The 20760-nt window shown below is 67.6% G+C and carries 25 protein-coding genes and 1 other RNA gene; 20 read left to right on the forward strand and 6 right to left on the reverse strand.

The features are described 5' to 3' along the window. The first annotated feature begins 37 nt into the window (after positions 1–37). The 11 genes from S2M10_RS20245 (at position 38) to tatC (ending at position 10468) form a co-directional block, all read left to right on the forward strand. Complete coding sequence (locus tag S2M10_RS20245; protein ID WP_348770645.1) at positions 38–1540, forward strand: DUF1800 domain-containing protein; 1503 nt, start codon at positions 38–40, stop codon at positions 1538–1540. 4 nt (positions 1541–1544) lie between these two features. Further along, a complete protein-coding gene (locus tag S2M10_RS20250; protein ID WP_211091174.1) occupies positions 1545–2699 on the forward strand; it encodes a DUF1501 domain-containing protein in 1155 nt (384 codons plus the stop codon). 102 nt (positions 2700–2801) lie between these two features. After that, positions 2802–3548, forward strand: coding sequence for a DUF3658 domain-containing protein (locus S2M10_RS20255; protein ID WP_168847681.1), 747 nt, complete (start codon positions 2802–2804; stop codon positions 3546–3548). A gap of 269 nt (positions 3549–3817) precedes the next feature. Continuing rightward, on the forward strand, positions 3818–5542 hold the full coding sequence (gene argS / locus S2M10_RS20260; RefSeq protein WP_168847682.1) for an arginine--tRNA ligase: 1725 nt from the start codon (positions 3818–3820) through the stop codon (positions 5540–5542). Further along, positions 5542–6255 carry an SPOR domain-containing protein gene (locus S2M10_RS20265; protein WP_168847683.1) on the forward strand — a complete coding sequence of 238 codons (714 nt, stop codon included), beginning with the start codon at positions 5542–5544 and terminating at the stop codon, positions 6253–6255. The genes argS and S2M10_RS20265 overlap by 1 nt, the downstream gene beginning before the upstream one ends. Before the next feature lie 41 nt (positions 6256–6296). Continuing rightward, on the forward strand, positions 6297–7298 hold the full coding sequence (gene nagZ, locus S2M10_RS20270) for a beta-N-acetylhexosaminidase (RefSeq protein WP_168847684.1): 1002 nt from the start codon (positions 6297–6299) through the stop codon (positions 7296–7298). Positions 7299–7462: 164 nt separating this feature from the next. Continuing rightward, the gene (locus S2M10_RS20275) at positions 7463–8197 is read left to right on the forward strand and encodes a ScpA family protein (protein WP_168847685.1); all 735 of its coding nucleotides are present in this window, start codon (positions 7463–7465) and stop codon (positions 8195–8197) included. Beyond that, entirely contained in the window at positions 8194–8793 is a 600-nt protein-coding gene (gene scpB, locus S2M10_RS20280) for an SMC-Scp complex subunit ScpB (RefSeq protein ID WP_168847686.1), read from the forward strand. The genes S2M10_RS20275 and scpB overlap by 4 nt, the downstream gene beginning before the upstream one ends. A 106-nt stretch (positions 8794–8899) precedes the next feature. After that, positions 8900–9133, forward strand: coding sequence for a twin-arginine translocase TatA/TatE family subunit (locus S2M10_RS20285; RefSeq protein ID WP_168847687.1), 234 nt, complete (start codon positions 8900–8902; stop codon positions 9131–9133). A gap of 112 nt (positions 9134–9245) precedes the next feature. Then, complete coding sequence (tatB, locus tag S2M10_RS20290; protein ID WP_168847688.1) at positions 9246–9689, forward strand: Sec-independent protein translocase protein TatB; 444 nt, start codon at positions 9246–9248, stop codon at positions 9687–9689. Next, a complete protein-coding gene (gene tatC / locus S2M10_RS20295; protein WP_168847689.1) occupies positions 9686–10468 on the forward strand; it encodes a twin-arginine translocase subunit TatC in 783 nt (260 codons plus the stop codon). Before tatB ends, tatC begins: the two co-directional genes overlap by 4 nt. Before the next feature lie 45 nt (positions 10469–10513). Here the strand turns inward: tatC and S2M10_RS20300 are convergent, their stop codons facing one another. The 3 genes from S2M10_RS20300 to S2M10_RS20310 all read right to left on the reverse strand — a co-directional run bounded on the left by S2M10_RS20300 (position 10514) and on the right by S2M10_RS20310 (position 12667). Beyond that, entirely contained in the window at positions 10514–10648 is a 135-nt protein-coding gene (locus tag S2M10_RS20300; protein ID WP_168847690.1) for an entericidin A/B family lipoprotein, read from the reverse strand. Positions 10649–10915: 267 nt separating this feature from the next. After that, positions 10916–12484 carry a histidine kinase dimerization/phosphoacceptor domain -containing protein gene (locus S2M10_RS20305; protein WP_168847691.1) on the reverse strand — a complete coding sequence of 523 codons (1569 nt, stop codon included), beginning with the start codon at positions 12482–12484 and terminating at the stop codon, positions 10916–10918. Between the two features lie 12 nt (positions 12485–12496). Continuing rightward, positions 12497–12667 (reverse strand): NepR family anti-sigma factor, encoded by a 171-nt coding sequence (locus S2M10_RS20310; protein ID WP_168847795.1) that lies wholly within the window; start codon positions 12665–12667, stop codon positions 12497–12499. Positions 12668–12939: 272 nt separating this feature from the next. On the opposite strand from S2M10_RS20310, the gene S2M10_RS20315 reads away from it, so the two are divergent. The 8 genes from S2M10_RS20315 to S2M10_RS20345 all read left to right on the forward strand — a co-directional run bounded on the left by S2M10_RS20315 (position 12940) and on the right by S2M10_RS20345 (position 17443). Continuing rightward, a complete protein-coding gene (locus tag S2M10_RS20315; protein WP_168847796.1) occupies positions 12940–13737 on the forward strand; it encodes a response regulator in 798 nt (265 codons plus the stop codon). 65 nt (positions 13738–13802) lie between these two features. Then, complete coding sequence (locus tag S2M10_RS20320) at positions 13803–13940, forward strand: hypothetical protein (RefSeq protein WP_168847692.1); 138 nt, start codon at positions 13803–13805, stop codon at positions 13938–13940. Positions 13941–14036: 96 nt separating this feature from the next. Then, positions 14037–14687 (forward strand): sigma-70 family RNA polymerase sigma factor, encoded by a 651-nt coding sequence (locus S2M10_RS20325; RefSeq protein ID WP_168847693.1) that lies wholly within the window; start codon positions 14037–14039, stop codon positions 14685–14687. A 90-nt stretch (positions 14688–14777) separates the two neighbouring features. Next, entirely contained in the window at positions 14778–14906 is a 129-nt protein-coding gene (locus S2M10_RS23035; protein WP_282098068.1) for a hypothetical protein, read from the forward strand. A gap of 50 nt (positions 14907–14956) precedes the next feature. Further along, positions 14957–15054: signal recognition particle sRNA small type (gene ffs, locus S2M10_RS20330), an RNA gene on the forward strand. Between the two features lie 75 nt (positions 15055–15129). Beyond that, on the forward strand, positions 15130–16791 hold the full coding sequence (locus S2M10_RS20335; RefSeq protein ID WP_168847694.1) for a DNA polymerase III subunit gamma/tau: 1662 nt from the start codon (positions 15130–15132) through the stop codon (positions 16789–16791). Further along, positions 16788–17111 carry a YbaB/EbfC family nucleoid-associated protein gene (locus S2M10_RS20340; RefSeq protein WP_168847695.1) on the forward strand — a complete coding sequence of 108 codons (324 nt, stop codon included), beginning with the start codon at positions 16788–16790 and terminating at the stop codon, positions 17109–17111. The genes S2M10_RS20335 and S2M10_RS20340 overlap by 4 nt, the downstream gene beginning before the upstream one ends. A gap of 71 nt (positions 17112–17182) precedes the next feature. Continuing rightward, entirely contained in the window at positions 17183–17443 is a 261-nt protein-coding gene (locus tag S2M10_RS20345; RefSeq protein WP_168847696.1) for a hypothetical protein, read from the forward strand. Positions 17444–17589: 146 nt separating this feature from the next. Here S2M10_RS20345 and mtgA read toward each other — a convergent pair whose 3' ends face one another. From mtgA to S2M10_RS20360, 3 genes are all read right to left on the reverse strand, one after another. Next, on the reverse strand, positions 17590–18258 hold the full coding sequence (gene mtgA, locus S2M10_RS20350; protein WP_247650942.1) for a monofunctional biosynthetic peptidoglycan transglycosylase: 669 nt from the start codon (positions 18256–18258) through the stop codon (positions 17590–17592). Positions 18259–18407: 149 nt separating this feature from the next. Further along, positions 18408–19313: an RNA polymerase sigma factor RpoH gene (gene rpoH, locus S2M10_RS20355; protein WP_084580488.1), complete on the reverse strand. Its 906-nt coding sequence runs from the start codon at positions 19311–19313 to the stop codon at positions 18408–18410. Between the two features lie 60 nt (positions 19314–19373). Beyond that, the gene (locus tag S2M10_RS20360) at positions 19374–20330 is read right to left on the reverse strand and encodes an RluA family pseudouridine synthase (RefSeq protein WP_168847698.1); all 957 of its coding nucleotides are present in this window, start codon (positions 20328–20330) and stop codon (positions 19374–19376) included. 54 nt (positions 20331–20384) lie between these two features. Between S2M10_RS20360 and S2M10_RS20365 the strand changes: the two genes are divergently transcribed. Continuing rightward, entirely contained in the window at positions 20385–20750 is a 366-nt protein-coding gene (locus S2M10_RS20365) for a M67 family metallopeptidase (RefSeq protein ID WP_168847699.1), read from the forward strand. The last annotated feature ends 10 nt before the right edge of the window (positions 20751–20760 follow it).

A 20760-nucleotide genomic window follows, 5' to 3' on the forward strand; every position in this document is an offset into this window, starting at 1 on the left:
CGGTTAGCAAGGCTTCGACAGTGCGGAGGTTTCGCCCGTGGCGGACAAGAGTATCGCGTTGAACCGTTTCGGCCTGGGCGCCCGCCCGGGCGAGGATCCTGGCGCCGATCCGCGCGCCTGGCTGGAGCAGCAACTCGGCCGGTACGCGCCCGCGCCGCCGGTGCTGGCCAGTCAGCCCCCCAGCGGAACGCTGGTTGCGCAATTCGCGGACTATCGCGAACGCCTCGGGCAATTGCGGAAAGCGGCGGCCGGCGCCGCGCCGCCGCCGACGCCGGTCGCGATGGCCGCTGCACCGGCCGGTGCGACGGCGCCGATGGCCGCGCCGCCGCCTGTGGCGCAGGCGATGGACGATCGGGCCGCGACGTATCGCAAGCAGTTCGGCCAGCAGACCCGCGCGGTCTACAACGGCGCCGTCACCGCGCGGGCCCTCGCCGCGATCCAGTCGCCCGCGCCCTTCGCCGAGCGGCTGGTGCATTTCTGGGCCAATCACTTCGCCGTCTCGATCGACAAGATGGCGGTGACCAACCTCGCCGGTGCCTTCGAGTTCGAGGCGATCCGGCCGCATGTGATGGGCAGCTTCCGCGACATGCTGTTGGCGGTGGAGCGCCATCCGGCGATGCTGCTGTTCCTCGACCAGGCGGCGTCGGTGGGGCCCAACAGCCCGCTGGCGGTGCGCGCGGCCAACCGCCCGAAGGTGCGGCGGTCGCTGGGCCTCAACGAGAATCTCGCGCGCGAGATCCTGGAGCTGCACACCCTCGGCGTCCGCACCGGCTATAGCCAGGCCGATGTGACCGAGTTCGCCCGCGCGCTGACCGGCTGGACCATCGCGGGCTTCGGGCGCGGCCCGGTGGCGAAGTTCGCCGGCGGCACCGGGCGGCCGGGCGACTTCGTCTATGCCAACGCGCTGCACGAGCCCGGCACGCGCACGATCCTCGGCAAGCCATGGGCGCAGGCCGGGGAGGCGCAGGCGGCGGCGGTGCTCGACCATCTCGCGACGCATCCCGCCACCGCGCGACATATCGCCACCAAGCTCGCCCGCCATTTCGCCGGCGACGACCCGCCGCCGAAGCTGGTCGCGCGGTTGGAGGCGGATTTCCGCAGGACCGGCGGCGACCTGCCGAGCCTCTACCGCACGCTGATCGCGTCGCCCGAATGCTGGGCGCCGGCCCCGGTCAAGTTCAAGTCGCCCTGGGAATGGTCGATCTCCGCCCTGCGCGCGGTCGGCACCGAGCAGCTCCAGCCGAACGCGGTGCCGGGGCTGATGGTCCAGCTCGGCCAGCCGGTGTGGAAGCCGGGCTCGCCCGCCGGGTGGGACGATGTGACCGCCGCCTGGGCCGGGCCGGACGCGGTGCTGCGCCGGGTGGAAGCCGCCGAGCGGATCGCCCAGCGCACCCGCGACCAGATCGACCCGCGCGCCCGCGCCGCCGCGCTGTTCCCGGAGGCGCTCAGCCCCGCGACCGCCCAGGCGATCGCGCGGGCGGAAAGCAACAGCCAGGGGGTCGCACTGCTGCTGGTCGCGCCCGAGTTCCTGCGGAGATAGCGTCATGATGCTGCATCGTCGTCACTTGCTCGCCGCCGGCGCCACCGCGCTGATGGTCTCGCCGCTGGGTGCGCGGATGGCCTTCGCCGCCGCACCGACCGAGCGCCGCTTCGTCTTCCTCCTCCAGCGCGGCGCGGCCGACGGGCTGGGCATCGTCGCACCGGTGGGCGACCCCGCCTATGCCGGCGCGCGCGGCGACCTTGCCGCCGATTTCGCCAGCGCGCCCAGGCTGGACGGCATGTTCGCGCTGCATCCGGCGATGCCGGGGCTGCTCGGGCTCTACCAGGCGAAACAGGCGCTGTTCGTCCACGCCGTCGCCTCGCCCTACCGCGACCGCTCGCATTTCGACGGGCAGAATGTGCTCGAGACCGGCGGCGTCTCGGCCTATCAGCTCAAGGACGGCTGGATGAACCGGCTGCTCCGCCTGTTGCCCCAAGGCGACAAGGCGATCGCGCTGGCCGCGACCGTGCCGATGGCGCTGCGCGGGCCCGTGGAGGTGGCGAGCTATGCGCCCTCTTCGCTGCCCGACGCCTCGGACGATCTGCTCGCGCGGGTAACCGCGATGTACGCGGGCGACAAGCAGCTCCACCCGCTGTGGCAGGAGGCGATGGGGACGCGGGCGCTCACCGGCGATCTCGCCGGCGACGGCGGCAAGCGCGCGGCGGATACCGGCGCGCTGGCGGCCAAGCTGCTGTCGGCGCCGGGCGGTGCGCGGATCGCGATGATCGAGACCGGCGGCTGGGACACGCATTCGGGCCAGCGCGGACGGCTGGGCGGGCAGCTCAAGGGCCTCGACGCGATGGTCGCGGCGCTGAAGGCGGGGCTGGGGCCGCATTGGGACCATACGCTGGTGGTGGTGGCGACCGAGTTCGGCCGGACGGTGAAGGCCAACGGCACCGGCGGCACCGATCACGGCACCGGCTCGGTCGCGATGCTGCTCGGCGGCGCGGTGCAGGGCGGCCGGGTCCAGGCCGACTGGCCGGGACTGGGCGATGCGGCGCTGTACGAGGGGCGGGACCTCAAGCCTACCACCGCGCTCGACGTGCTGATCGCGAGCGCGGTCTCCAGCCACTTCGCGCTGCCCTCGTCGCGGACGGCGAAGGCGCTGTTCCCGGCGATGACCACGGCGGCGGGGATGGAGGGGTTGGTAAGGGGGTAGGGGGTATTGTTCCGGCATGGCTGGCAAGCCCAAGCCTTCGATTTGATCGGCAGCTGACGACGGAAGGTGGCAGTTTCAGCGCTCGTTCGTTAGGCTGATAAAATGGCTTCGAGAGACACTCAGCTTCACGTCGTTTTCGGTCGTTCCGCAGCGGCCACTCTGCAACAGTCTTTGAAGGTGGCCAGTCGCGACGGGATTGTTGTCGCGCCGTATGATGATTTCAGTTTTGGTCCCATAGCATCGGATGATGCGATAGACCGTGGTCGATGGGTCGAGGCTGTGTTGGGCTATTCAGATTGGCAGAGAGTCTCCCTGGAGAGCTTGCCGGTCTTGAGCGCTTCGATGGAAGCGTACAAGCCGCCCATCGCTTGGGTTTCTCCAGATAGCGCGCAAAGTGTCGCGGGCTTCTTGTGGTGGCTGTCGCATATGGGAGGCAGGGAATGCCTCGTGCTGGAGGTGTCAGGCCTCAACCTGCTCGGCCCCGACGACATGAGCAAACATATCGACCGGGCAGAACTGTGGACGTTTGCAAGGCGCGCAAGCAGCTTGGCCGCATGGAAGAAACTTCAAGCGGAGGATGCTCCGCTACGCGTCTTGGGGCGGAACGGGTTGGTGTCGGCGCCCATCGAATATTTCGACCAAGCCTTGCTTGGGCACACCACGCCCGAATGGCAAAAGATGGCGAGAATCGTCGCTGGTGTGCTTTCCGACTTTCATGTCAGCGGCATCTTTCAAACAGGTGATCTAGTCCTGGCCGCTCGGCTCACCGATCTTGCTGAAGCGGGAATATTGGGATGGCGGGGAGATCTGGGTCATATGGCTCGCTGCGAAATGAGGCTGCCCCAATGACTTTGGCAGACTCTGCCGTGCTATACGCTCTGGGCTAGAATAGCTGGCGCGCGCTTCCGATCCTCTCCCACGAGGGGACGTGGAGTTGGAGCGCGAGGGGAGGATTGTACACGCTTGCGGCGCACCCCAGCCCCGACCCGTGATACCCCTCCGTCAGGCCTTAGGCCTGCCACCTCCCCTTGCAGGAGAGGATCGGTACTCCCAATAGGGATGACGGCGCCGCGCCACTGCGCTACAGCCGCCGCTCCCATTCCCCATTGGATTGCTCAATGACGCTTTATGCTCGTTTCGCCGCGCATCTGAATCTGGCTCTGGATGCGCTCGTCCTCGCCGGCGATCTGCCTGCGGGGCTGGAGCGACGTGCGATCACGGTCGAGCCGCCGCGCGATCCGAGCCATGGCGATCTCGCCACCAATGCCGCGATGGTGCTCGCCAAGCCCGCCGGCACCAATCCGCGCGCGCTCGCCGAGAAGCTGGTCGCCGAGCTGGAGAAGCTGGATGAGGTCGCCGCCGTGTCGGTCGCCGGCCCCGGCTTCATCAACCTGACGCTGCACGAAGACAGCTGGCGCGGCGAAGTCGCCGAGATCCTGCGCGCAGGCGCCGACTATGGCCGCTCGTCGCTGGGCGCGGGGACGACGGTCAACGTCGAGTACGTCTCGGCCAACCCGACCGGCCCGATGCACATGGGCCATTGCCGCGGCGCGGTGGTGGGCGATGCGCTGGCGAGCCTGCTCGAATATGTCGGCCACAAGGTCATCCGCGAATATTATGTCAACGACGCCGGCGGCCAGGTCGACGTACTCGCCCGCTCGGCGCATCTGCGCTACCGCGAGGCGCTGGGCGCCACGATCGAGATCCCCGAGGGCCTGTATCCGGGCGACTATCTGAAGCCGGTCGGCGCGCAGCTCGCCGCCGACTATGGCGACAAATATATCGACGCGCCCGAGAGCGAATGGCTGGCGCTGTTCCGCAAGACCGCGGTCGCGGCGATGCTCGTCATGATCAAGGACGATCTGGCGCTGCTCGGCATCCATCACGACCTGTTCTCGTCCGAGGCCGAGCTGCAGGCCGCCGGCAAGCCCGAACAGGCCGAGGCGTGGCTGCGCGAGCGCGGCCTCGTCTATGACGGCGTGCTCGAGGCCCCCAAGGGCGAGACGCCCGAGGATTGGGAGCCGGTGGAGCTGCCGCTGTTCCGCTCGACGCAGTTCGGGGATGATCAGGATCGCCCGATCAAGAAGTCGAACGGCCAATGGACCTATTTCGGCGCCGATCTCGCCTATCACTTCCAGAAGGCGCAGTCGGCCGACCAGCTGATCGACATCTGGGGCGCCGACCATGCCGGCACGGTGAAGCGGATCGTCGCGGCGGTGCAGGCGCTGACCAGCGGTGAGACCCGCTTCGACGTCAAGCTGGTCCAGATGGTCCGCCTGCTGCGTGCCGGCGAGCCGGTGAAGATGTCCAAGCGCGCGGGCAACTTCGTGACGCTGGCGGATGTGGTGCGCGAAGTAGGCAAGGACGTGGTGCGCTTCACCATGCTCACCCGCAAGGCCGATGCCCAGATGGACTTCGACTTCGCCAAGGTCCTGGAGACGTCCAAGGAAAACCCCGTCTTCTACGTGCAATACGCCCATGCCCGGGTGGCATCGGTGCATCGCCGCGCGGCCGAGGCAGGCATCAGCCTGGACGAGGCGGCGGACCTGTCGCTGCTTGATGGCCGCGAACTGGCCGTGGCGAAGCTCGCCGCGCAGTTCCCGCGCGTGGTGGAAGCGGCGGCCAGCGCCCGCGAGCCGCACCGGATCGCCTTCTATCTCTATGATCTGGCGGCGGAATTCCACGCGCTGTACAATATGGGCAACGACTCTGCCGATCGGCGTTTCCTGATCGCGGAGCAGCCGGCGCTGACCCGCGCGCGGCTGTTCTTCGGCCGCTCGATCCAGCAGGTCATCCGCAACGGCCTCGCGCTGATGGGCGTGGAGGCGGTCGAGGAGATGTGATGCCCGGCCGGTATGACGACAACGAGCGGCTCCCCTGGCTGGAGACGGTGGAGGAAGCCTATGCGGAACCGCGGCAGGGCCGCGTGTTCGTCACGGTCTTCCTCGCGCTGCTCGTGCTGGGGGCGGCAGGCGGCGTCTATTACTGGCTCAAGCACCAGGCCGCGCGCGACGGCAACGGCGCGCTGATCGCGGCGCCGGCCGAGCCCTACAAGGTCCGGCCGGACCAGCCGGGCGGCATGCGCGTCGACGGGGAGGGCGATATCGTCTTCCGCACCAGCCAGGGCGGGCCGAGCGAGGCGGGCATCAATGTCGGCGCGCTGCCCGAGGCGCCGGTCGAGGGGCAGAAGCCGCGCCCGACGCCGCAGACCGGCCCCAAGGCGAGCAGCAGCGCGACGATCGCGCTGCCCGCGCCGACGCTGGTCAAGTCCACGCCCCGGCCCAAGCCGGCGGCGGCCAGTGGGCCGGGCGAAGGCTCGGGGGCGCTGGTGCAGCTGGGGGCCTTCCCCAGCGAGGGCGCGGCGAACATCGCCTGGACGCGGATGTCGAAGCGGTTCGCCTATCTCGCCCCGCTCGGCAAGCTGGTGGTGCCGTTCGCGACCGAGGACGGCAAGACCGTCTACCGCCTGCGGGTGAATGCCGGCAGCAACGGCCAGGCGCGCGAAATCTGCGGCAAGCTCAAGGTCGCCGGCGAGAACTGCTTCGTCGCGAGCTAAGAGGGGTTGCGGGCGAGGGCGGATCGGCTAGGCCTGCGCCCATGAAGCCCGTGATCTTCGGCCTGTCCGGCCCGACGCTTACCGACGACGAACGCGCCTTTTTCCGCGAGGCGGCGCCGCTCGGCTACATCCTGTTCAAGCGCAATTGCGTGGATCCCGAGCAGATGCGCGCGCTCACCGACGAGCTGCGTAGCTTGCACGGGCGCGACGACCTGCCGATCACGATCGACCAGGAGGGCGGCCGCGTCTCCCGGATGCAGCCGCCGGTCTGGCCGGCCTTCCCGACCGGCGCGGCCTTCGATGCGCTGTACGAGCGCGCGCCGATCTCGGCGATCGAGGCGGCGCGGGCCAATGGCCAGGCGCTTGCCGCCATCCTGCGCGCGGCGGGGGTGAACGTGAACCTCGCGCCGATGCTCGACGTGGCCGTCGAGGGCGGCACCCCGGCGATCGGCGACCGCGCATTCGGGCGCGATCCGATGCGGGTGGCGGCACTCGGCCGGGCGCTGCTCGACGGGCTGCGGCGGGGCGGCGTCGCGGGCGTGATCAAGCATATGCCGGGGCATGGCCGGGCGACGGTCGACAGCCATCTCGAACTGCCGAGGGTGTCGGCGAGCGCCGAAGAACTGGCGACGGACCTGCTGCCGTTCCAGCGGCTGGCCTCCGCGCCGATCGGCATGACCGCGCATATCGTGTTCGAGGCCTGGGATGCCGAACTGCCAGCAACGCTTTCGCCGACGGTGATCCGCGAGATCATCCGCGGGCGGATCGGCTTTGACGGGCTGTTGCTCACCGACGATATCGACATGAAGGCGCTTTCGGGCACCGCGGGCGAAAAGGCCGAACGCGCACTGGCGGCAGGCTGCGACGTGGTGCTCGATTGCTGGGCGCGGATGCCGGAGATGGTCGAGATCGCCGGGCGGATCGGCGATGCGCCGGCGGTGTGCCTCGAGCGGCTGGGGCGGGCAATGGGATCGATCGGCGCGGCGGAGGACGTGCCGCTCGCCGAACTGCTGGCCAAGCGGGATGCGCTGCTGGGGGTGTGACCCCTTCTAGCCCCTCCTCCTTGGAGGAGGGGTTGGGGTGGAGGGATTCCAGAACCTCTCTCGGTCTCTGCGAGACACGGCCCCACCCCCAACCCCTCCCCTGAAGGGGAGGGGCTTAGAAGTGCGGAATTGCTTGGTGGGGCTCTCCCTCATATGACCACCCCGTGGACGGGGGCGACGACATTCTGAAGATCGAGGTCGAGGGCTGGGAAGGCCCGCTCGACCTGCTGCTGGCGCTGGCGCGCACGCAGAAGGTGGATCTTCGCCAGATCTCGATCCTCGAGCTGGTCGAGCAATATCTCGCCTATGTCCATGCCGCGCGCGCGCTGCGGCTGGAGCTGGCCGCCGATTACCTCGTCATGGCGGCGTGGCTCGCGTACCTGAAGTCCGCGCTGCTGCTCCCCCGCAACCCCGCCGAAAGCCCGAGCCCGGAGGAACTGGCGCTGCGTCTCCAGCTCCGGCTCGAACGGCTGAGCGCGATGCGCGAGGCGGGCGCGCGGCTGGTCGCGCGCGACCGGATGGGGCGCGACGTTTTCCCGCGCGGCGCGCCGGAGGGGCTGCGCGTCCAGCGCCAGGCCCGATGGGAAGTGGAGATCTACGACCTGATCGCCGCCTATGGCCGGATCAGCGCGCGCACCCGGCCCGTCATGCACGTCGTCGCCCACCGGGACGTGATGACGCTGGAGGCGGCGCTGGCGCGGCTCTCCGCCCAGCTCGGCACGCGGATCGAGTGGAGCGCGATCGAGAGCTTCCTGCCCGAGGGCGCCAGCGACCTCTATCGCCGCTCGGCGCTTGCCTCGTCCTTCGTCGCGGCGCTGGAGCTGGCGCGGCAGGGGCGCCTGGAGATCCGGCAGGACGCGCCGTTCGCGCCGCTCTACCTCAAGGCGATCCCGCAATGATCGATCCGGGCGATCCGGTCCGCGCGGTGGAGGCGGTGCTGTTCGCGTCCGAGGCGCCGATGAGCGTCGACGAGATCCGCGCCTACGTCGGCCCCGAGGTCGACATCCGCGCGGCGCTGGCGGCGCTCGGCGACCACTATGCCGGGCGTGGGATCGAGCTGGTCCGCCGCGGCGATCGCTGGCATTTCCAGACCGCCGCCGATCTCGCCCATCTGCTCCGCCGCGACCGCGAGGATAGCCGAAAGCTCAGCCGCGCCGGCATCGAGACGCTGGCGATCATCGCCTATCACGAGCCGGTCACCCGCGCCGAGATCGAGGCGATCCGCGGCGTGCAGATCTCCAAGGGCACGATCGACGTGCTGATGGAAGCCGGCTGGGTGCGCCCGGCCGGCAGGCGCGAAGTGCCAGGGCGGCCGCTGATGTACGCGACGACGGCGGGTTTCCTCAGCCATTTCGGACTGGCCAGCCGGCGCGACCTGCCCGGCATCGAGGACCTCAAGGCGGCGGGGCTGCTCGATCCCGTGGATCTCGCATTGGAACAGCTGGATGCGGCCGAGGCGGCGTCGGAACGCGAAACTGTCACGGATGAGGAATAGAGGCGTCACCTTCCGTTCGGCGCTGTGTACGGCAGCGTCGGGCGATCAACCGTTGCCGTTGGGGGCCGCGGGCCTTAGATAGGTCTCGATATCAAGGAGAATTCTCATGGGTAGCTTCAGCCTGATGCACTGGCTGGTCGTCGGCATCATCGCCATCCTGCTGCTGGGCGGCGGCCGTTTCTCCAACATGATGGGTGACGTCGCCAAGGGCATCAAGAGCTTCAAGAAGGGCATGGCCGAAGACGACAGCACGACGCCGCCGTCCCGCATCGAGGGCAAGGCCGCGCCGGAACCCGGCTATACCCCGGAAGCCGAGCGCGCCCGCGAGGAGCAGCGCTAAACCCGTTGCGGGCACCGGCCACGGCCGGGCCCCCGAAGGTTGGTCGCCCGAAGGTTGATCGCAGCGTGCCGGAGGATCCGGCACATGCCGTGCGAGTGGATACGCCGAAAGAATGTTCGATATCGCGCCCAGCGAGTTTTTGCTCGTGGCCATCGTAGCCCTGGTGTTCATCGGCCCGAAGGATCTGCCGCGGGCGATGCATTTCGTCGGCAAATGGATGGGCAAGGCGCGCGGCGTCGCCCGCCAGTTCCGCTCGGGGCTCGACTCGATGGTGCGCGAGGCCGAACTGGCCGAGCTGGAGAAGCAGTGGGCGGCGGAAAATGAGCGGATCATGCGGCAATATCCGCCGCAGCCGCTCGCCGCGCCGGACGCGCATGCGGCTCCCGCCGCGATCGAGCACCAGCCGCAGCAGGGCGCGGACCAGGAAGATCACGCCCCGGTGATGACGCCGAAACCCGATATCCATCCCGATCCCGTGCCCGAGACGGTATCCGCCCCCCAACCGGCGCAAAGCGAAGCCCGGCCCGTGCCGCCCGCAGGCGAGGTGCGGCCGTGAGCGAGATCGACGATAGCCAGGCACCGCTGCTCGATCATCTGATCGAGCTCCGCCGGCGACTGATCTGGTCGATCGTGTCGCTGCTCGTCGCGTTCGGCGGCAGCCTCTATTTCGCGCGCGGCATCCTGGGCTTCCTGGTGGCGCCGTTGAAGACCGCCGGGCAGGCGAGGATCATCAACACCGACATTTTCGGCGGCTTCCTGGTCGAGGTGAAGGTCGCGTTTTTCGCAGGGCTGATGATCGCCTTCCCGATCATCGCCAACCAGCTGTGGCAGTTCGTCGCGCCGGGCCTGTACCGCCGCGAGAAGCAGGCGCTGCTGCCGTTCCTGCTGGCAACGCCGATCCTGTTCATCGCCGGCGCGGCAATGGCCTATTATGTCGCGATACCGGTGGCCCTGAAGTTCCTGCTCGGCTTCCAGGGCAATCTGGGCGGGGTGGAGCAGACCGCGCTGCCGGATGTGAACAACTATCTCAAGTTCATCATGCAGTTCATTTTCGGCTTCGGGATCTCGTTCCTGCTGCCGGTGCTGCTGATGCTGCTCGAACATGCCGGCATCGTCACCTATGAGCAGCTGAAGGGCGCATGGCGCTATGCCATCGTCGCCGCGGTTGCGATCGCCGCGGTGCTGACGCCGCCGGACATCGGCTCGCAGCTGCTGCTGGCGGGTCCGCTGGTCGGGCTGTATTTCCTGTCGCTGGTAGCGATCTACTTCACCCGGCGGCGGCGCGAGCGCAGCGCGGCGGCCGAGATCGACGGCGAGACCCAGACCGCTGAATGAGCGACGCCCCCGCCGCGGGAAAGCGGCAGGGGCGCGCCGAAATCCTTACTTCGACTTGTCGGCCGTGTTGGCGACGGTGTCGCCCGCCGAGGATACGTCCTTGCCAACGCCTTCGACGGTGTTGCAGGCGGCGATCAGCAGCGTGCCGGCAAGTGCGGCGCAGGCGATAAGTGTACGCATAGAACATCTCCTTCTTTCCCCGTTGAACGGGACGGGAGCTTCAATGCTGCGGGGATGGAAACGTTCCTGCTTCGCACCCCTTGGGGCGACACATGGGTCTAAAGCGATGGTGCTGGAACGTAGTAGGCCCGGAAGCGCCACCGGGGGGGGGAGGGTAGACGCTTCCGGGCCCATGTCGTGGATAGCGAGAGCGGGGGGGCAAAAGGTCACTATCCGAACTTCAAAACGCGGACTTGGCCGGCTGGTTCCGGCACCCCTCGCACTTTTTTAGAAGCGCCCGGTAATCGCGATCGTGGTTTCGTAGGCGCCGACCAGCGGATCATGGTGGAGCTGGGTGCGCAGCTGGCGGGCGAGGCCCATCAGCACGCGACCATAGCGCTTTTCGACCAGCCCCTCGAAGGTGGGACCGCCGACCAGCGCGGGCGAGGATACCCGCACCACCGCGCGATCGCCGTTTTCCGGCGCTTTCATCGAAATCCGGATCTGGGCGGATTCGTTGCAGGTGATCGCCAGCTCGATCATCTCGGTCAGCAGGAACGCGACCGCGATGGCGGTGTCCTGCGTGACGAGCAGCGATTCGACCTCGAGCGTGATGCCGAGACCGCGCGCCTGTTCCGGGGCGGTCGCGCGCAGATTGGCGGCGAGCTCGCCGATCACCGAGCGAAGTTCCAGCCCGCGATTCTCCTCCATTTCGGCGTAATGGTGGCGATGCACCACCGCGAGCGCGTCGACCCGCCGCTGGATCGAGGCATAGGCGTTGGCCGCCTCCTGCCCCTTGGCGGCACGCGCATGGAAGTTGATCAGGCTGGAGATGACCTGAAGATTGTTCTTCACCCGGTGGTGGACCTCGCGGGTGAGGCGGGTCTGCTGCACCAGGCCCTTTGCAAGATCGGCCTCGTGCGCCTGCACGGTTCGGCTGATATCGCTGAACGTGTCGCCCAGCTCGCGGATCTCCTGCGCCGGGATGGGCCCGAGCCGCTCGGTGTCGATCACGTCTCCCGGCTGATAGTTGGCGACGGCACTGCGCAGCTGGCGGAGCGGGCGGATCAGCAGGATGTCTACGACGAACCAGCCGATTCCGGCAGCGGCGATCCACATCACGACCAGCAGCACCGTTGCGATTACCAGTGGCGAGGTGATGGGCGCGCCGGGCATAGTGGTTTCGAGCGCGAGATCGTCCACGCCCAAGTTGCTGCGCAGGCTCTTGCCGCGATCGAGCGGGCCATTGTCCTTGAGCGCGCGAAGGGTCAGCCGGTCGCCGCGGCCGATCAGCGCCGCGCCATATTCCGGGACGAAGCCGCTCGGGCGTGCCAGGCCGGCGAGCAGGTCGCGCGGGTAATAGGCGGTGGCGGTGGCGCCGTCGCCGCCGCTGATTCGCAGCAACAGGCCGCCGGGGACGATCCGCGCCGCCACGTCGCCGCGCGGCGAATCGAGCAATCCCGCCTGCTCGAACGGCCGGCCGCACAAGGTGCGCCCGCGACCGTCGCGAACGACGAAATGGGCCTGGCCCTGCGCAGCGTAGGTCCCGGCGAGGCGGGTACAGCTGGGGGCATCGTCGGGATTGCGTTCAAGGGCGGCGAGCGCCTCCCCGAGCTGCGCGACATGGTTCGCCAGCAGGTTTTCGAGATTGCCCGCGCTCTCCTGCGCGGTGACGCTGAGCCGCTCGCGCGCCTCGTCATCGGCGCTCCGCGTCGTCTGCAGCGTGGTGAACAGCGCGATCAGCGCGAGCGGCAGCAACGCGCCGACCAGAATCAGGAAGACCTTGGCGCCGGTAGGCAACCGTCCGAGCGCCGCCGAGAAGCCTCGGCCGCGGAGTGGGGAATCCGGCGAGTTCATGCGCGGATTCGTTTAATCGAGCTTCTTCAAGAGGTCGAGCAGATCGTCCGGGACGGATTCGTTCAGCGTTTCGTCATATGCGCGGCGCAATACGTCTCCGACATCGGGATTGGGACGCGGCTTCTTGTTGCCTCCCTGCTCCGGCTGCGGCTGCTTGCCCTGATCATCTTTAGCGGAATGCACCAATTCCCCCCTAAGGGTCCGGAAATGTCCGGACACCCGGACGTATGAACGATGTGACCGCTACCGCGAATACCGCGAACGACGCCGAGTGCAAGCACCCAGCGTCGCTGCAACCATTCACGCGGTCCGGTCGATGAAACCAAAGAGCACCTCGATTGTTCCACGTTCGATGCGAAATCCGGGGAGGGGCTTCTTCGGGTGACGGAATCAATTGAAATACGGCCCGTCGGGGGCGACAAAGGCTCCCGAACCTGATGGAGAATACACAGCTCATGTCGCTTGGTCAGCAACTCGCGCCGCACCTTCCGCTCCTGCGTCGCTATGCCCGTGCGCTCACCGGCAACCAGGCCGAAGGCGACCGCTATGTCCGCGCCGCTCTGGAAGCGATCGTGGAGGCCCCGGATCAGTTCCCCCGCGATGTCGATGCGCGGCTGGGCCTGTACCGCACCTTCCAGGTGATCTGGCAGTCGAGCCAGTGGGACGACAGCATCGATGCGGTCGAGCAGGGGACGGATGCGGAGTCGATCGCGCGCAAGCGGCTCGCGCGGCTGACCCCGCTGTCGCGGCAGGCGCTGCTGCTGACGACGGTGGAAGGTTTCCCGCCCGAGGACGCCGCCTATCTGATCGGCGAGGAGACCGCCCGCGTTTCCGAGCTGGTCGCCGAGGCGGTGACCGAGATCGAGCGCCAGACCCGCACCCGCGTGATGATCATCGAGGACGAGCCGCTGATCGCGATGGATCTCGAGCAGATCGTCCGCGACCTGGGCCATGACGTGACCGGCGTGGCCGTCACCCGCGACGAAGCCGTGGCACTTGCGATGGAAGACCGGCCGGGCCTGGTGCTCGCCGACATCCAGCTGGCGGATGACAGCTCGGGCATCGATGCGGTGAAGGACATCCTCGCCGAATTCGCGGTGCCGGTGATCTTCATCACCGCCTTCCCCGAGCGTCTGCTCACCGGCGAGCGCCCTGAGCCGACCTTCCTGATCACCAAGCCGTTCCAGCGCGAAACGGTGAAGGCGACGATCAGCCAGGCGCTGTTCTTCGACGAGGCGACCGTCCCCGCCTGAGCGGAAAATACGGGCGGGTTCCCTCCGGTACGGAGCTAAAACGGTTCTCGGGGGTTTAGCACATCATGGCTGAGCAAGATGAACCCGCCCATCTCACCACCGATCGTGCCCGCGCCGGCGCGACTCCCGGGGTGGCGCGCTACGTGCTGATCATCGGCACGTTGCTGGTCATTGTGATTTTTGCTGTTATCTTGTTGGTTTGACGGAAAATGCTGCAAAGCGTGATGCTTGACATCAAGCCGTTGGACCCCAGCTTGACAACGAACCGCGACGCCCAGCGCGCTAACGAACGGGATTGCATGACGGAAGCTACCCACACGGATCACGACGAGCCGGGCGCAAACGCGGCCCCGGTGGAACATGTTTCGCTGTCGGATCCCGAGTTCAAGACGCAGCTGGCACAGGTTATCCCGCATCTGCGCGCCTTCGGGCGCTCGCTGTCGGGCAGCCGTGATCTCGCAGACGATCTGGTGCAGGAAACGCTGCTCAAGGCGTGGGCTGCGCGCAAGCGGTTCCAGGCCGGTACCAACATGCGCGCCTGGACCTTCATCATCCTGCGCAACCTCTATCTCAGCCAGATGCGCCGCGCGCGTTTCAAGGGCGAGTGGGACGATCTCGTCGCCGATCGGCTGCTGGCGGCACCGGCGAGCCAGGATCGCCATGTCGAGCTGGCGGACATGCAGCGTGCGCTGCTGCACCTGCCCCAGCCGCAGCGCGAGGCACTGATCCTCGTCGGCGCCGGTGGTTTCGCCTATGAGGAAGCTGCCGAGATCTGCCAGGTGGCGGTGGGCACCATCAAGAGCCGCGTTGCGCGTGGCCGCGTCGCGCTGGAAGCGCTGATGTCCGAAGGGCAGTTGCCCTCGCGCCGCTCGACCGCGCTCAACGAGGACGGGCGCACCGCGCTCGACACCATCATGGGCGAAGTGGACGATCTCAGCCGCGAACGCTGACGCCTGCGTCCACGCGCCTGTGGACATTCCCAATCGTCGACCGATGCACATCATGAAAACCTGCTCTTCGTTGAAGGAGGGCAGGTTTTCATGCGTCTCGATCGTTCGCATCATCGTCAATCAGGCTTCGGTCCGACCGCTGCCAGTGTCGTTGCACTCGTCGCACTGCTGAGCATGTTGTCGCTTGTGCTGTGGAAGCTGTTCCAGGTGACCGGTTGAGCGTGCGGAAATCGCCCCTTGCCACCCGCAGCGGCTTCGCCCATATGCGCCGCGGGAGTCGGGCGGACGGGATCGTCGCCAACCCGGTCAGGTCCGGAAGGAAGCAGCCGTAACGATTTCGTCCCGGGTCGTTCCGGCTCCCACCCATCCTCTACATCGCTATCCACAGGCCAGCGCGCCTGGCGCTTCGACAAATCGTCTGCGGATGCCTAGATAGGCGGCGATGTCCGATTCCCTGCTTGGCCTCGACGAACCTCCGCAGCCCGTAAAGGCCGAAGCCTATCGCGTGCTCGCGCGCAAATATCGGCCGCAGACGTTCAGCGCGCTGATCGGCCAGGATGCGATGGTCACCACGCTCGGCAACGCGATCCGCCGCGATCGGCTGGCGCATGCCTTTCTGCTGACCGGCGTGCGCGGGGTGGGCAAGACCTCTACCGCCCGGCTGATCGCCAAGGCGCTCAACTGCATCGGCCCGGACGGGCAGGGCGGCCCGACGATCGATCCGTGCGGGGTCTGCGAGCCCTGCCGCGCGATCGCCGAGGGGCGCCATATCGACGTGATCGAAATGGACGCCGCCAGCCACACCGGCGTCGACGACGTGCGCGAGATCATCGAGGCATCGCGCTATGCGGCGGTTTCGGCGCGCTACAAGATCTACATCATCGACGAAGTCCACATGCTGTCGAAGAACGCGTTCAACGCGCTTCTGAAGACGCTGGAGGAGCCGCCGGGGCATGTGAAATTCCTGTTCGCCACGACGGAGGTGAACAAGGTGCCGGTGACGGTGCTGTCGCGCTGCCAGCGCTTCGACCTGCGCCGCATTCCAGCCGAGCTGCTCGCCGAGCATTTCGCCAAGGTGTGCGCGGCCGAGCAGGTGGAGGCTGAGCCCGAGGCGCTGGCGCTGGTCGCCCGCGCGGCGGAAGGATCGGCGCGCGACGGCCTCTCGATCCTCGACCAGGCGATCGCGCATGCGGGGCTGGAAGGCGAGGGCGTGAAGGCGGAGGCGGTGCGCCAGATGCTCGGCCTGTCCGATCGCGGCGCGAACCGGGCGCTGTTCGGCACGCTGGTCGAAGGCCAGGCGCAGCAGGCGCTGGCGGGGTTGCGGGCGCAATATGATCTGGGCGTCGATCCGCTGGCGGTGCTGCGGGCGCTGCTGGAGACGGTGCACGGCGTGACGCTGGTCAAGCTCGGCACGCACCGCCTCTCCGGCCAGTCGACTGAGGAGCGCGAGGCGATGGAGGGCTGGGCGAGCCGGCTGTCCTTCCCGGCGCTCCACCGGCTGTGGCAGCTGCTGCTGCGCGGGCATGACGAAGTCGCCAAGGCGGCGCTGCCGATCGAGGCGACCGAGATGGCGCTGCTGCGGGTGATCCATGCGGCGCAGCTGCCCGATCCGGGCGAGCTGGCGAAGCAGATACTCAGCGGCAGCATCGCGGTGCCTTCGGGCGTGCCTTCCGCCGCTGCGCCTGCCGCGCCGACCGCGCCGGCACCCGCCACGGTGCAGGAAACCGGGCCGGTCCTGCCGACCAACCTCAGCGAACTTGCCGAGCATCTGGAGGAACATCGTCGCCTTCAGCTGGCGATGTTCGTCCGCGATTACATGCGGCCGGTGCGCTTCGAGGGCAGCGAGATCGATTTCGGCGCGGCGCGGCCGCTGCCGCAGGATTTCGTGCGCGAATTGGGCGGGGCGCTCAAGGACAGCACCGGCGTGCACTGGAAGATCACCCTCGTCGACGGCGCCACCGCGCGGACGCTGCGCGAGGAACAGGCTGCGGCGGAAGCGGCCGAGCGTGAGGCCGTGCTCGCCTCGCCGATCGTCGCCGCCGCGATGCACGCTTTTCCTGATGCCGAGCTGATCGGCTGGACCAAGACCGGGAGTGACGGATGAAGAGCCTCGAAGACATCATGGCCATGGCACAGAATGTGCAGGCCGAACTCACCAAGGCGCAGGCGAGCCTCGACAATGTCGAGGTCGAAGGCGTGTCGGGCGGCGGGCTGGTCAAGGTGAAGGCCAGCGCCAAGGGCCGCATCATCGGCATCGCGATCGACGATTCGCTGGTCAACGTCGCCGAGAAGGCGATGCTGGAGGACCTGCTGGTCGCCGCGTTCAACGATGCGCGGGTCAAGGCCGATGCGGCCTCGTCCGAAGCGATGAGCAAGATGACCAGCGGCCTGCCGCTGCCGCCGGGCTTCAAGCTCCCGTTCTGAGACAATGGCTTAGGGAACCATAAGTTCGTCCCCTCGGTTGCTGTCGCCAGTGTAACCGAGGAGAGACGATCATGGCCGAACGTATCGTTGAAGACGGCGTGGCGACCGACCGCGCGACCCACACCACGGTGATCGAGCGCCGCAGCGGCGGCGGGGCCGGCATGGCGCTGATCGGGCTGGCGGTGCTGATCGCGGTGGTGATCGGTGCCTTCTACCTGTTCAACCAGAACGCACGCGAGAACGCCAAGACCGATGCGGTGACCAGCGCTGCGAGCAGCGTCGGCGATGCCGCGAAGGATGTCGGCGACGCGGCGAAGGACGCGGCGAAGTAACGAGCGCGCCACCCTCACCCTCCCCACCGCCTTCGGCGGCGGGTCCCCTCCCTCTCCCAAAGGGAGAGGGCGCTAAAATCCCTCTCCCTTTGGGAGAGGGAGGGAGCCGCGAAGCGGCGGAAGGGTGAGGGTGACCGGCTTGCAGATCACTTCAGGCAGCGATCCAGCCCGTTCCCCGCCACCACATTGATCCGCGCATTGATCTTGTTGCCGTAGCGCCGCGTGAACCCGCGCGGGTCGATCGCCGCGCGCTTCTTGGGCAGCGGCAGCACCGCGGCGATCAGCGCCGCCTCGCGGTCCGAGAGCCGCGATGCATCATGGTGGAAGTAGCGCTCGGCGCCGGCGTTCACGCCATAGGTGCCGATGCCGGTCTCGGCGACGTTGAGGTACACCTCCATGATCCGCCGCTTGCCCCAGATATTCTCGATCAGCACGGTGAACCAGGCTTCCAGGCCCTTCCGGAAATAGCCGCCGCCTTGCCACAGGAACACGTTCTTGGCCGTCTGCTGGCTGATCGTCGAGCCGCCGCGAATCTTGTGGGTTCCCTGGGCGTTGCGCTGATAGGCCTTCTCGATCGCCGCGAAGTCGAAGCCGTTGTGCTGGCAGAAGCGCGAGTCCTCGGCGGCGATGACCGCGCGGGCCATGCTCGGGTCGATGCGGCTGAGCGGCATCCAGTCCTTGGTCACGCCGTGCCCGGCGAACACGTCGCCGATCATCGTCCAGGTAATCGGCGGCGGCACGAACCGGTATACCGTCACCATCAACAGCGACAACAGCACGAAGCCGAACACGAGCCGGAACCCCAGCACGATCAGCCGACGCCACCAGGGCTTGCGGGGCCGGGTCGAGGCGCCTCGGCGCGAGGATGGGCGGGGCGAGGGGCGGGCGCGATTCTTCGTCACGCACCCGCCATGCCCCAGCCGGGGCGGTTCCTGCAATCACCTGGCAGGAACCGCGGGGCCGATCAGTGGGTGGCGAGCAGGCGGCGATCGCCTGCGAGGCGCATCATCGCCTTTTGCAGCTTCTCGAACGCACGCACCTCGATCTGGCGGACGCGCTCGCGCGACACGCCATAGACCTGGCTCAGTTCCTCAAGCGTCTTGGGATCGTCGGTCAGGCGACGCTCGGTGAGGATGTGCTTCTCGCGCTCGTTGAGGTCTTCCATCGCTGAGACGAGCATGTCGTGGCGGACGTCCGCCTCCTGCGCGTCGGCAACGGCCTCGTCCTGCAGCGGGCCTTCATCGGCCAGCCAGTCCTGCCACTGGCTCTCGCCGTCCTCGCGCATCGGCACGTTGAGCGAGGTATCTCCGCCCATCGCCATGCGGCGGTTCATCGAGGTGACCTCTTCTTCGGTCACGCCCAGATCGGTGGCGATCTTGGCGAGGTTCTCCGGGCTGAGGTCGCCGTCCTCGAACGCATCGAGCTTGGCCTTCATCCGGCGCAGGTTGAAGAACAGCTTCTTCTGCGCGGCGGTGGTGCCCATCTTCACGAGGCTCCACGAGCGGAGGATGAATTCCTGGATCGAAGCGCGGATCCACCACATCGCGTAGGTGGCGAGGCGGAAGCCGCGATCGGGCTCGAACTTCTTCACGCCCTGCATCAGGCCGATATTGCCCTCGGAGATCAGCTCCGACACGGGCAGGCCATAGCCGCGATAGCCCATCGCGATCTTGGCCACGAGGCGCAGATGCGAGGTGACCAGCTGCGCCGCCGCATCGGTGTCGCCATGCTCCTGAAAGCGCTTGGCGAGCATATATTCCTGCTCGGGGCTCAGGATCGGAAATTTCTTGATCTCGGCCAGATAGCGATTGAGGCTCGCCTCGCCGCCGAGCGCGGGTATCGTCGCTGGGACGTTGCTGCCGCTAGCCATGATCGTTTCTCCCTTTCCAACGGGTGCCGGTCCGAACGCGGGGACTCGAACGCCCAAAACTCATACGAGAAGCTGGTTGAACAGTTCCTGCATGTCTGCAGGCATTTCGCTATCGAACGCCAAAGCGTTACTTTTGATCGGGTGGATGAACCCGAGACGTGCCGCATGCAAGGCCTGGCGCTGGAAACCCAAGCTTGCCAGAAGTCCGCGATGGGTGGAACGCATACTTCCATATAGAGGGTCCCCGACCAGCGGGTGACCGATCGACGCCATGTGGACGCGCACCTGGTGGGTACGGCCGGTCTCCAGCCTGCATTCTACGAGACTTGCGTCCCGAAGTTCGCGAATTCTGCGCCAATGGGTAGTCGCATGCTTGCCATGACCCTCGGCACAGACCGCGATCTTCTTGCGGTTGCTTGGCGAGCGGGCGAGCGGGGCGTTTACCGTTCCTTCCGCCAGCCGCAGCCTGCCGCTGGCGATCGCCCGGTACCGTCGGTCGATGGAATGCGCCTTGAACTGCGCGGCGAGGCCGACATGCGCAGGATCGGTCTTGGCGGCGACCATCAGGCCCGACGTGTCCTTGTCGATCCGGTGGACGATGCCGGGCCGTGCCACCCCGCCGATGCCGGAAAGCTGGCCGGCGCAGTGATGCAGCAGCGCATTCACCAGCGTGCCGTCGAGATTGCCCGCCGCAGGGTGGACGACGAGACCCGCCGGCTTGTCGATCACGATCAGATGCTCGTCTTCGAACACCACGTTGAGTGGAATGTCCTGCGCCTCGTTGTGCGCGGGCGTGGGATCGGGCACGACAACCTGGAAGACGGCACCGCCGGGCGCCTTGCGCGCGGGGTCGCGCGCGAGCTTGCCATCCGGGCCCGTGACCGCACCGGAGGAGATCAGCGCCTTCACGCGCTCGCGCGACAGCGTGGGCAGCGCGTCGGTCAAGGCACGGTCCAGCCGCCAGCCATGCGCCTCGTCCGCAATCCGCGCTTCTAAGATGGAAACCCCCTGATTCATGTTTTACCCGAAATGGGCATGGGCGTTACGATTTCAAGATCCATACTGACCGGTATGAAAAAAGCGTCGGCGATCGCCGCGCCGTGCGAGGCGTGCGGGCTGCTGCTGGGGGCCGGAACAAGGATCGAGCGCTTCACCGAGTGTGCAAACGTTTCCGATGCGCCCGAGATCCGGTTCGAGATCGATCCTGCGGCATTGTTCGCGGCGCTGCGGGCCGAAAGGGCGGGCGGGCCGAAGGTGCTCGGCTATTGGCACTCGCATCCGAGCGGGGATCCGACCCCGTCGCGCACCGATGCGGCGATGGCCGCGCCCGACGGCAAGCTGTGGATGATCGTCGGGGGCGCGGACATCACCTGCTGGCGGGCGGGCGAGGCCGGTTTGTGGGATCGGTTCGCTGCCGAAGCGTGGACGCCGGTCTAGCCGCGCCCGC

It is taken from the genome of Sphingomonas sp. S2M10, from assembly GCF_012650175.1.
Taxonomy (GTDB): Bacteria; Pseudomonadota; Alphaproteobacteria; order Sphingomonadales; family Sphingomonadaceae; genus Sphingomonas.

What these genes read in the sequence shown, in the direction of transcription:
- S2M10_RS20250 (WP_211091174.1), top strand. Translation starts at nt 1,545, where the DNA reads ATGATGCTGCATCGTCGTCACTTGCTCGCCGCCGGCGCCACCGCGCTG.
- S2M10_RS20255 (WP_168847681.1), top strand. Translation starts at nt 2,802, where the DNA reads ATGGCTTCGAGAGACACTCAGCTTCACGTCGTTTTCGGTCGTTCCGCA.
- argS (WP_168847682.1), top strand. Translation starts at nt 3,818, where the DNA reads ATGACGCTTTATGCTCGTTTCGCCGCGCATCTGAATCTGGCTCTGGAT.
- S2M10_RS20265 (WP_168847683.1), top strand. Translation starts at nt 5,542, where the DNA reads ATGCCCGGCCGGTATGACGACAACGAGCGGCTCCCCTGGCTGGAGACG.
- nagZ (WP_168847684.1), top strand. Translation starts at nt 6,297, where the DNA reads ATGAAGCCCGTGATCTTCGGCCTGTCCGGCCCGACGCTTACCGACGAC.
- scpB (WP_168847686.1), top strand. Translation starts at nt 8,194, where the DNA reads ATGATCGATCCGGGCGATCCGGTCCGCGCGGTGGAGGCGGTGCTGTTC.
- S2M10_RS20285 (WP_168847687.1), top strand. Translation starts at nt 8,900, where the DNA reads ATGGGTAGCTTCAGCCTGATGCACTGGCTGGTCGTCGGCATCATCGCC.
- tatB (WP_168847688.1), top strand. Translation starts at nt 9,246, where the DNA reads ATGTTCGATATCGCGCCCAGCGAGTTTTTGCTCGTGGCCATCGTAGCC.
- S2M10_RS20300 (WP_168847690.1), bottom strand. Translation starts at nt 10,648, where the DNA reads ATGCGTACACTTATCGCCTGCGCCGCACTTGCCGGCACGCTGCTGATC.
- S2M10_RS20305 (WP_168847691.1), bottom strand. Translation starts at nt 12,484, where the DNA reads ATGAACTCGCCGGATTCCCCACTCCGCGGCCGAGGCTTCTCGGCGGCG.
- S2M10_RS20315 (WP_168847796.1), top strand. Translation starts at nt 12,940, where the DNA reads ATGTCGCTTGGTCAGCAACTCGCGCCGCACCTTCCGCTCCTGCGTCGC.
- S2M10_RS20320 (WP_168847692.1), top strand. Translation starts at nt 13,803, where the DNA reads ATGGCTGAGCAAGATGAACCCGCCCATCTCACCACCGATCGTGCCCGC.
- S2M10_RS20325 (WP_168847693.1), top strand. Translation starts at nt 14,037, where the DNA reads ATGACGGAAGCTACCCACACGGATCACGACGAGCCGGGCGCAAACGCG.
- S2M10_RS23035 (WP_282098068.1), top strand. Translation starts at nt 14,778, where the DNA reads ATGCGTCTCGATCGTTCGCATCATCGTCAATCAGGCTTCGGTCCGACC.
- S2M10_RS20335 (WP_168847694.1), top strand. Translation starts at nt 15,130, where the DNA reads ATGTCCGATTCCCTGCTTGGCCTCGACGAACCTCCGCAGCCCGTAAAG.
- S2M10_RS20340 (WP_168847695.1), top strand. Translation starts at nt 16,788, where the DNA reads ATGAAGAGCCTCGAAGACATCATGGCCATGGCACAGAATGTGCAGGCC.
- S2M10_RS20345 (WP_168847696.1), top strand. Translation starts at nt 17,183, where the DNA reads ATGGCCGAACGTATCGTTGAAGACGGCGTGGCGACCGACCGCGCGACC.
- rpoH (WP_084580488.1), bottom strand. Translation starts at nt 19,313, where the DNA reads ATGGCTAGCGGCAGCAACGTCCCAGCGACGATACCCGCGCTCGGCGGC.
- S2M10_RS20360 (WP_168847698.1), bottom strand. Translation starts at nt 20,330, where the DNA reads ATGAATCAGGGGGTTTCCATCTTAGAAGCGCGGATTGCGGACGAGGCG.
- S2M10_RS20365 (WP_168847699.1), top strand. Translation starts at nt 20,385, where the DNA reads ATGAAAAAAGCGTCGGCGATCGCCGCGCCGTGCGAGGCGTGCGGGCTG.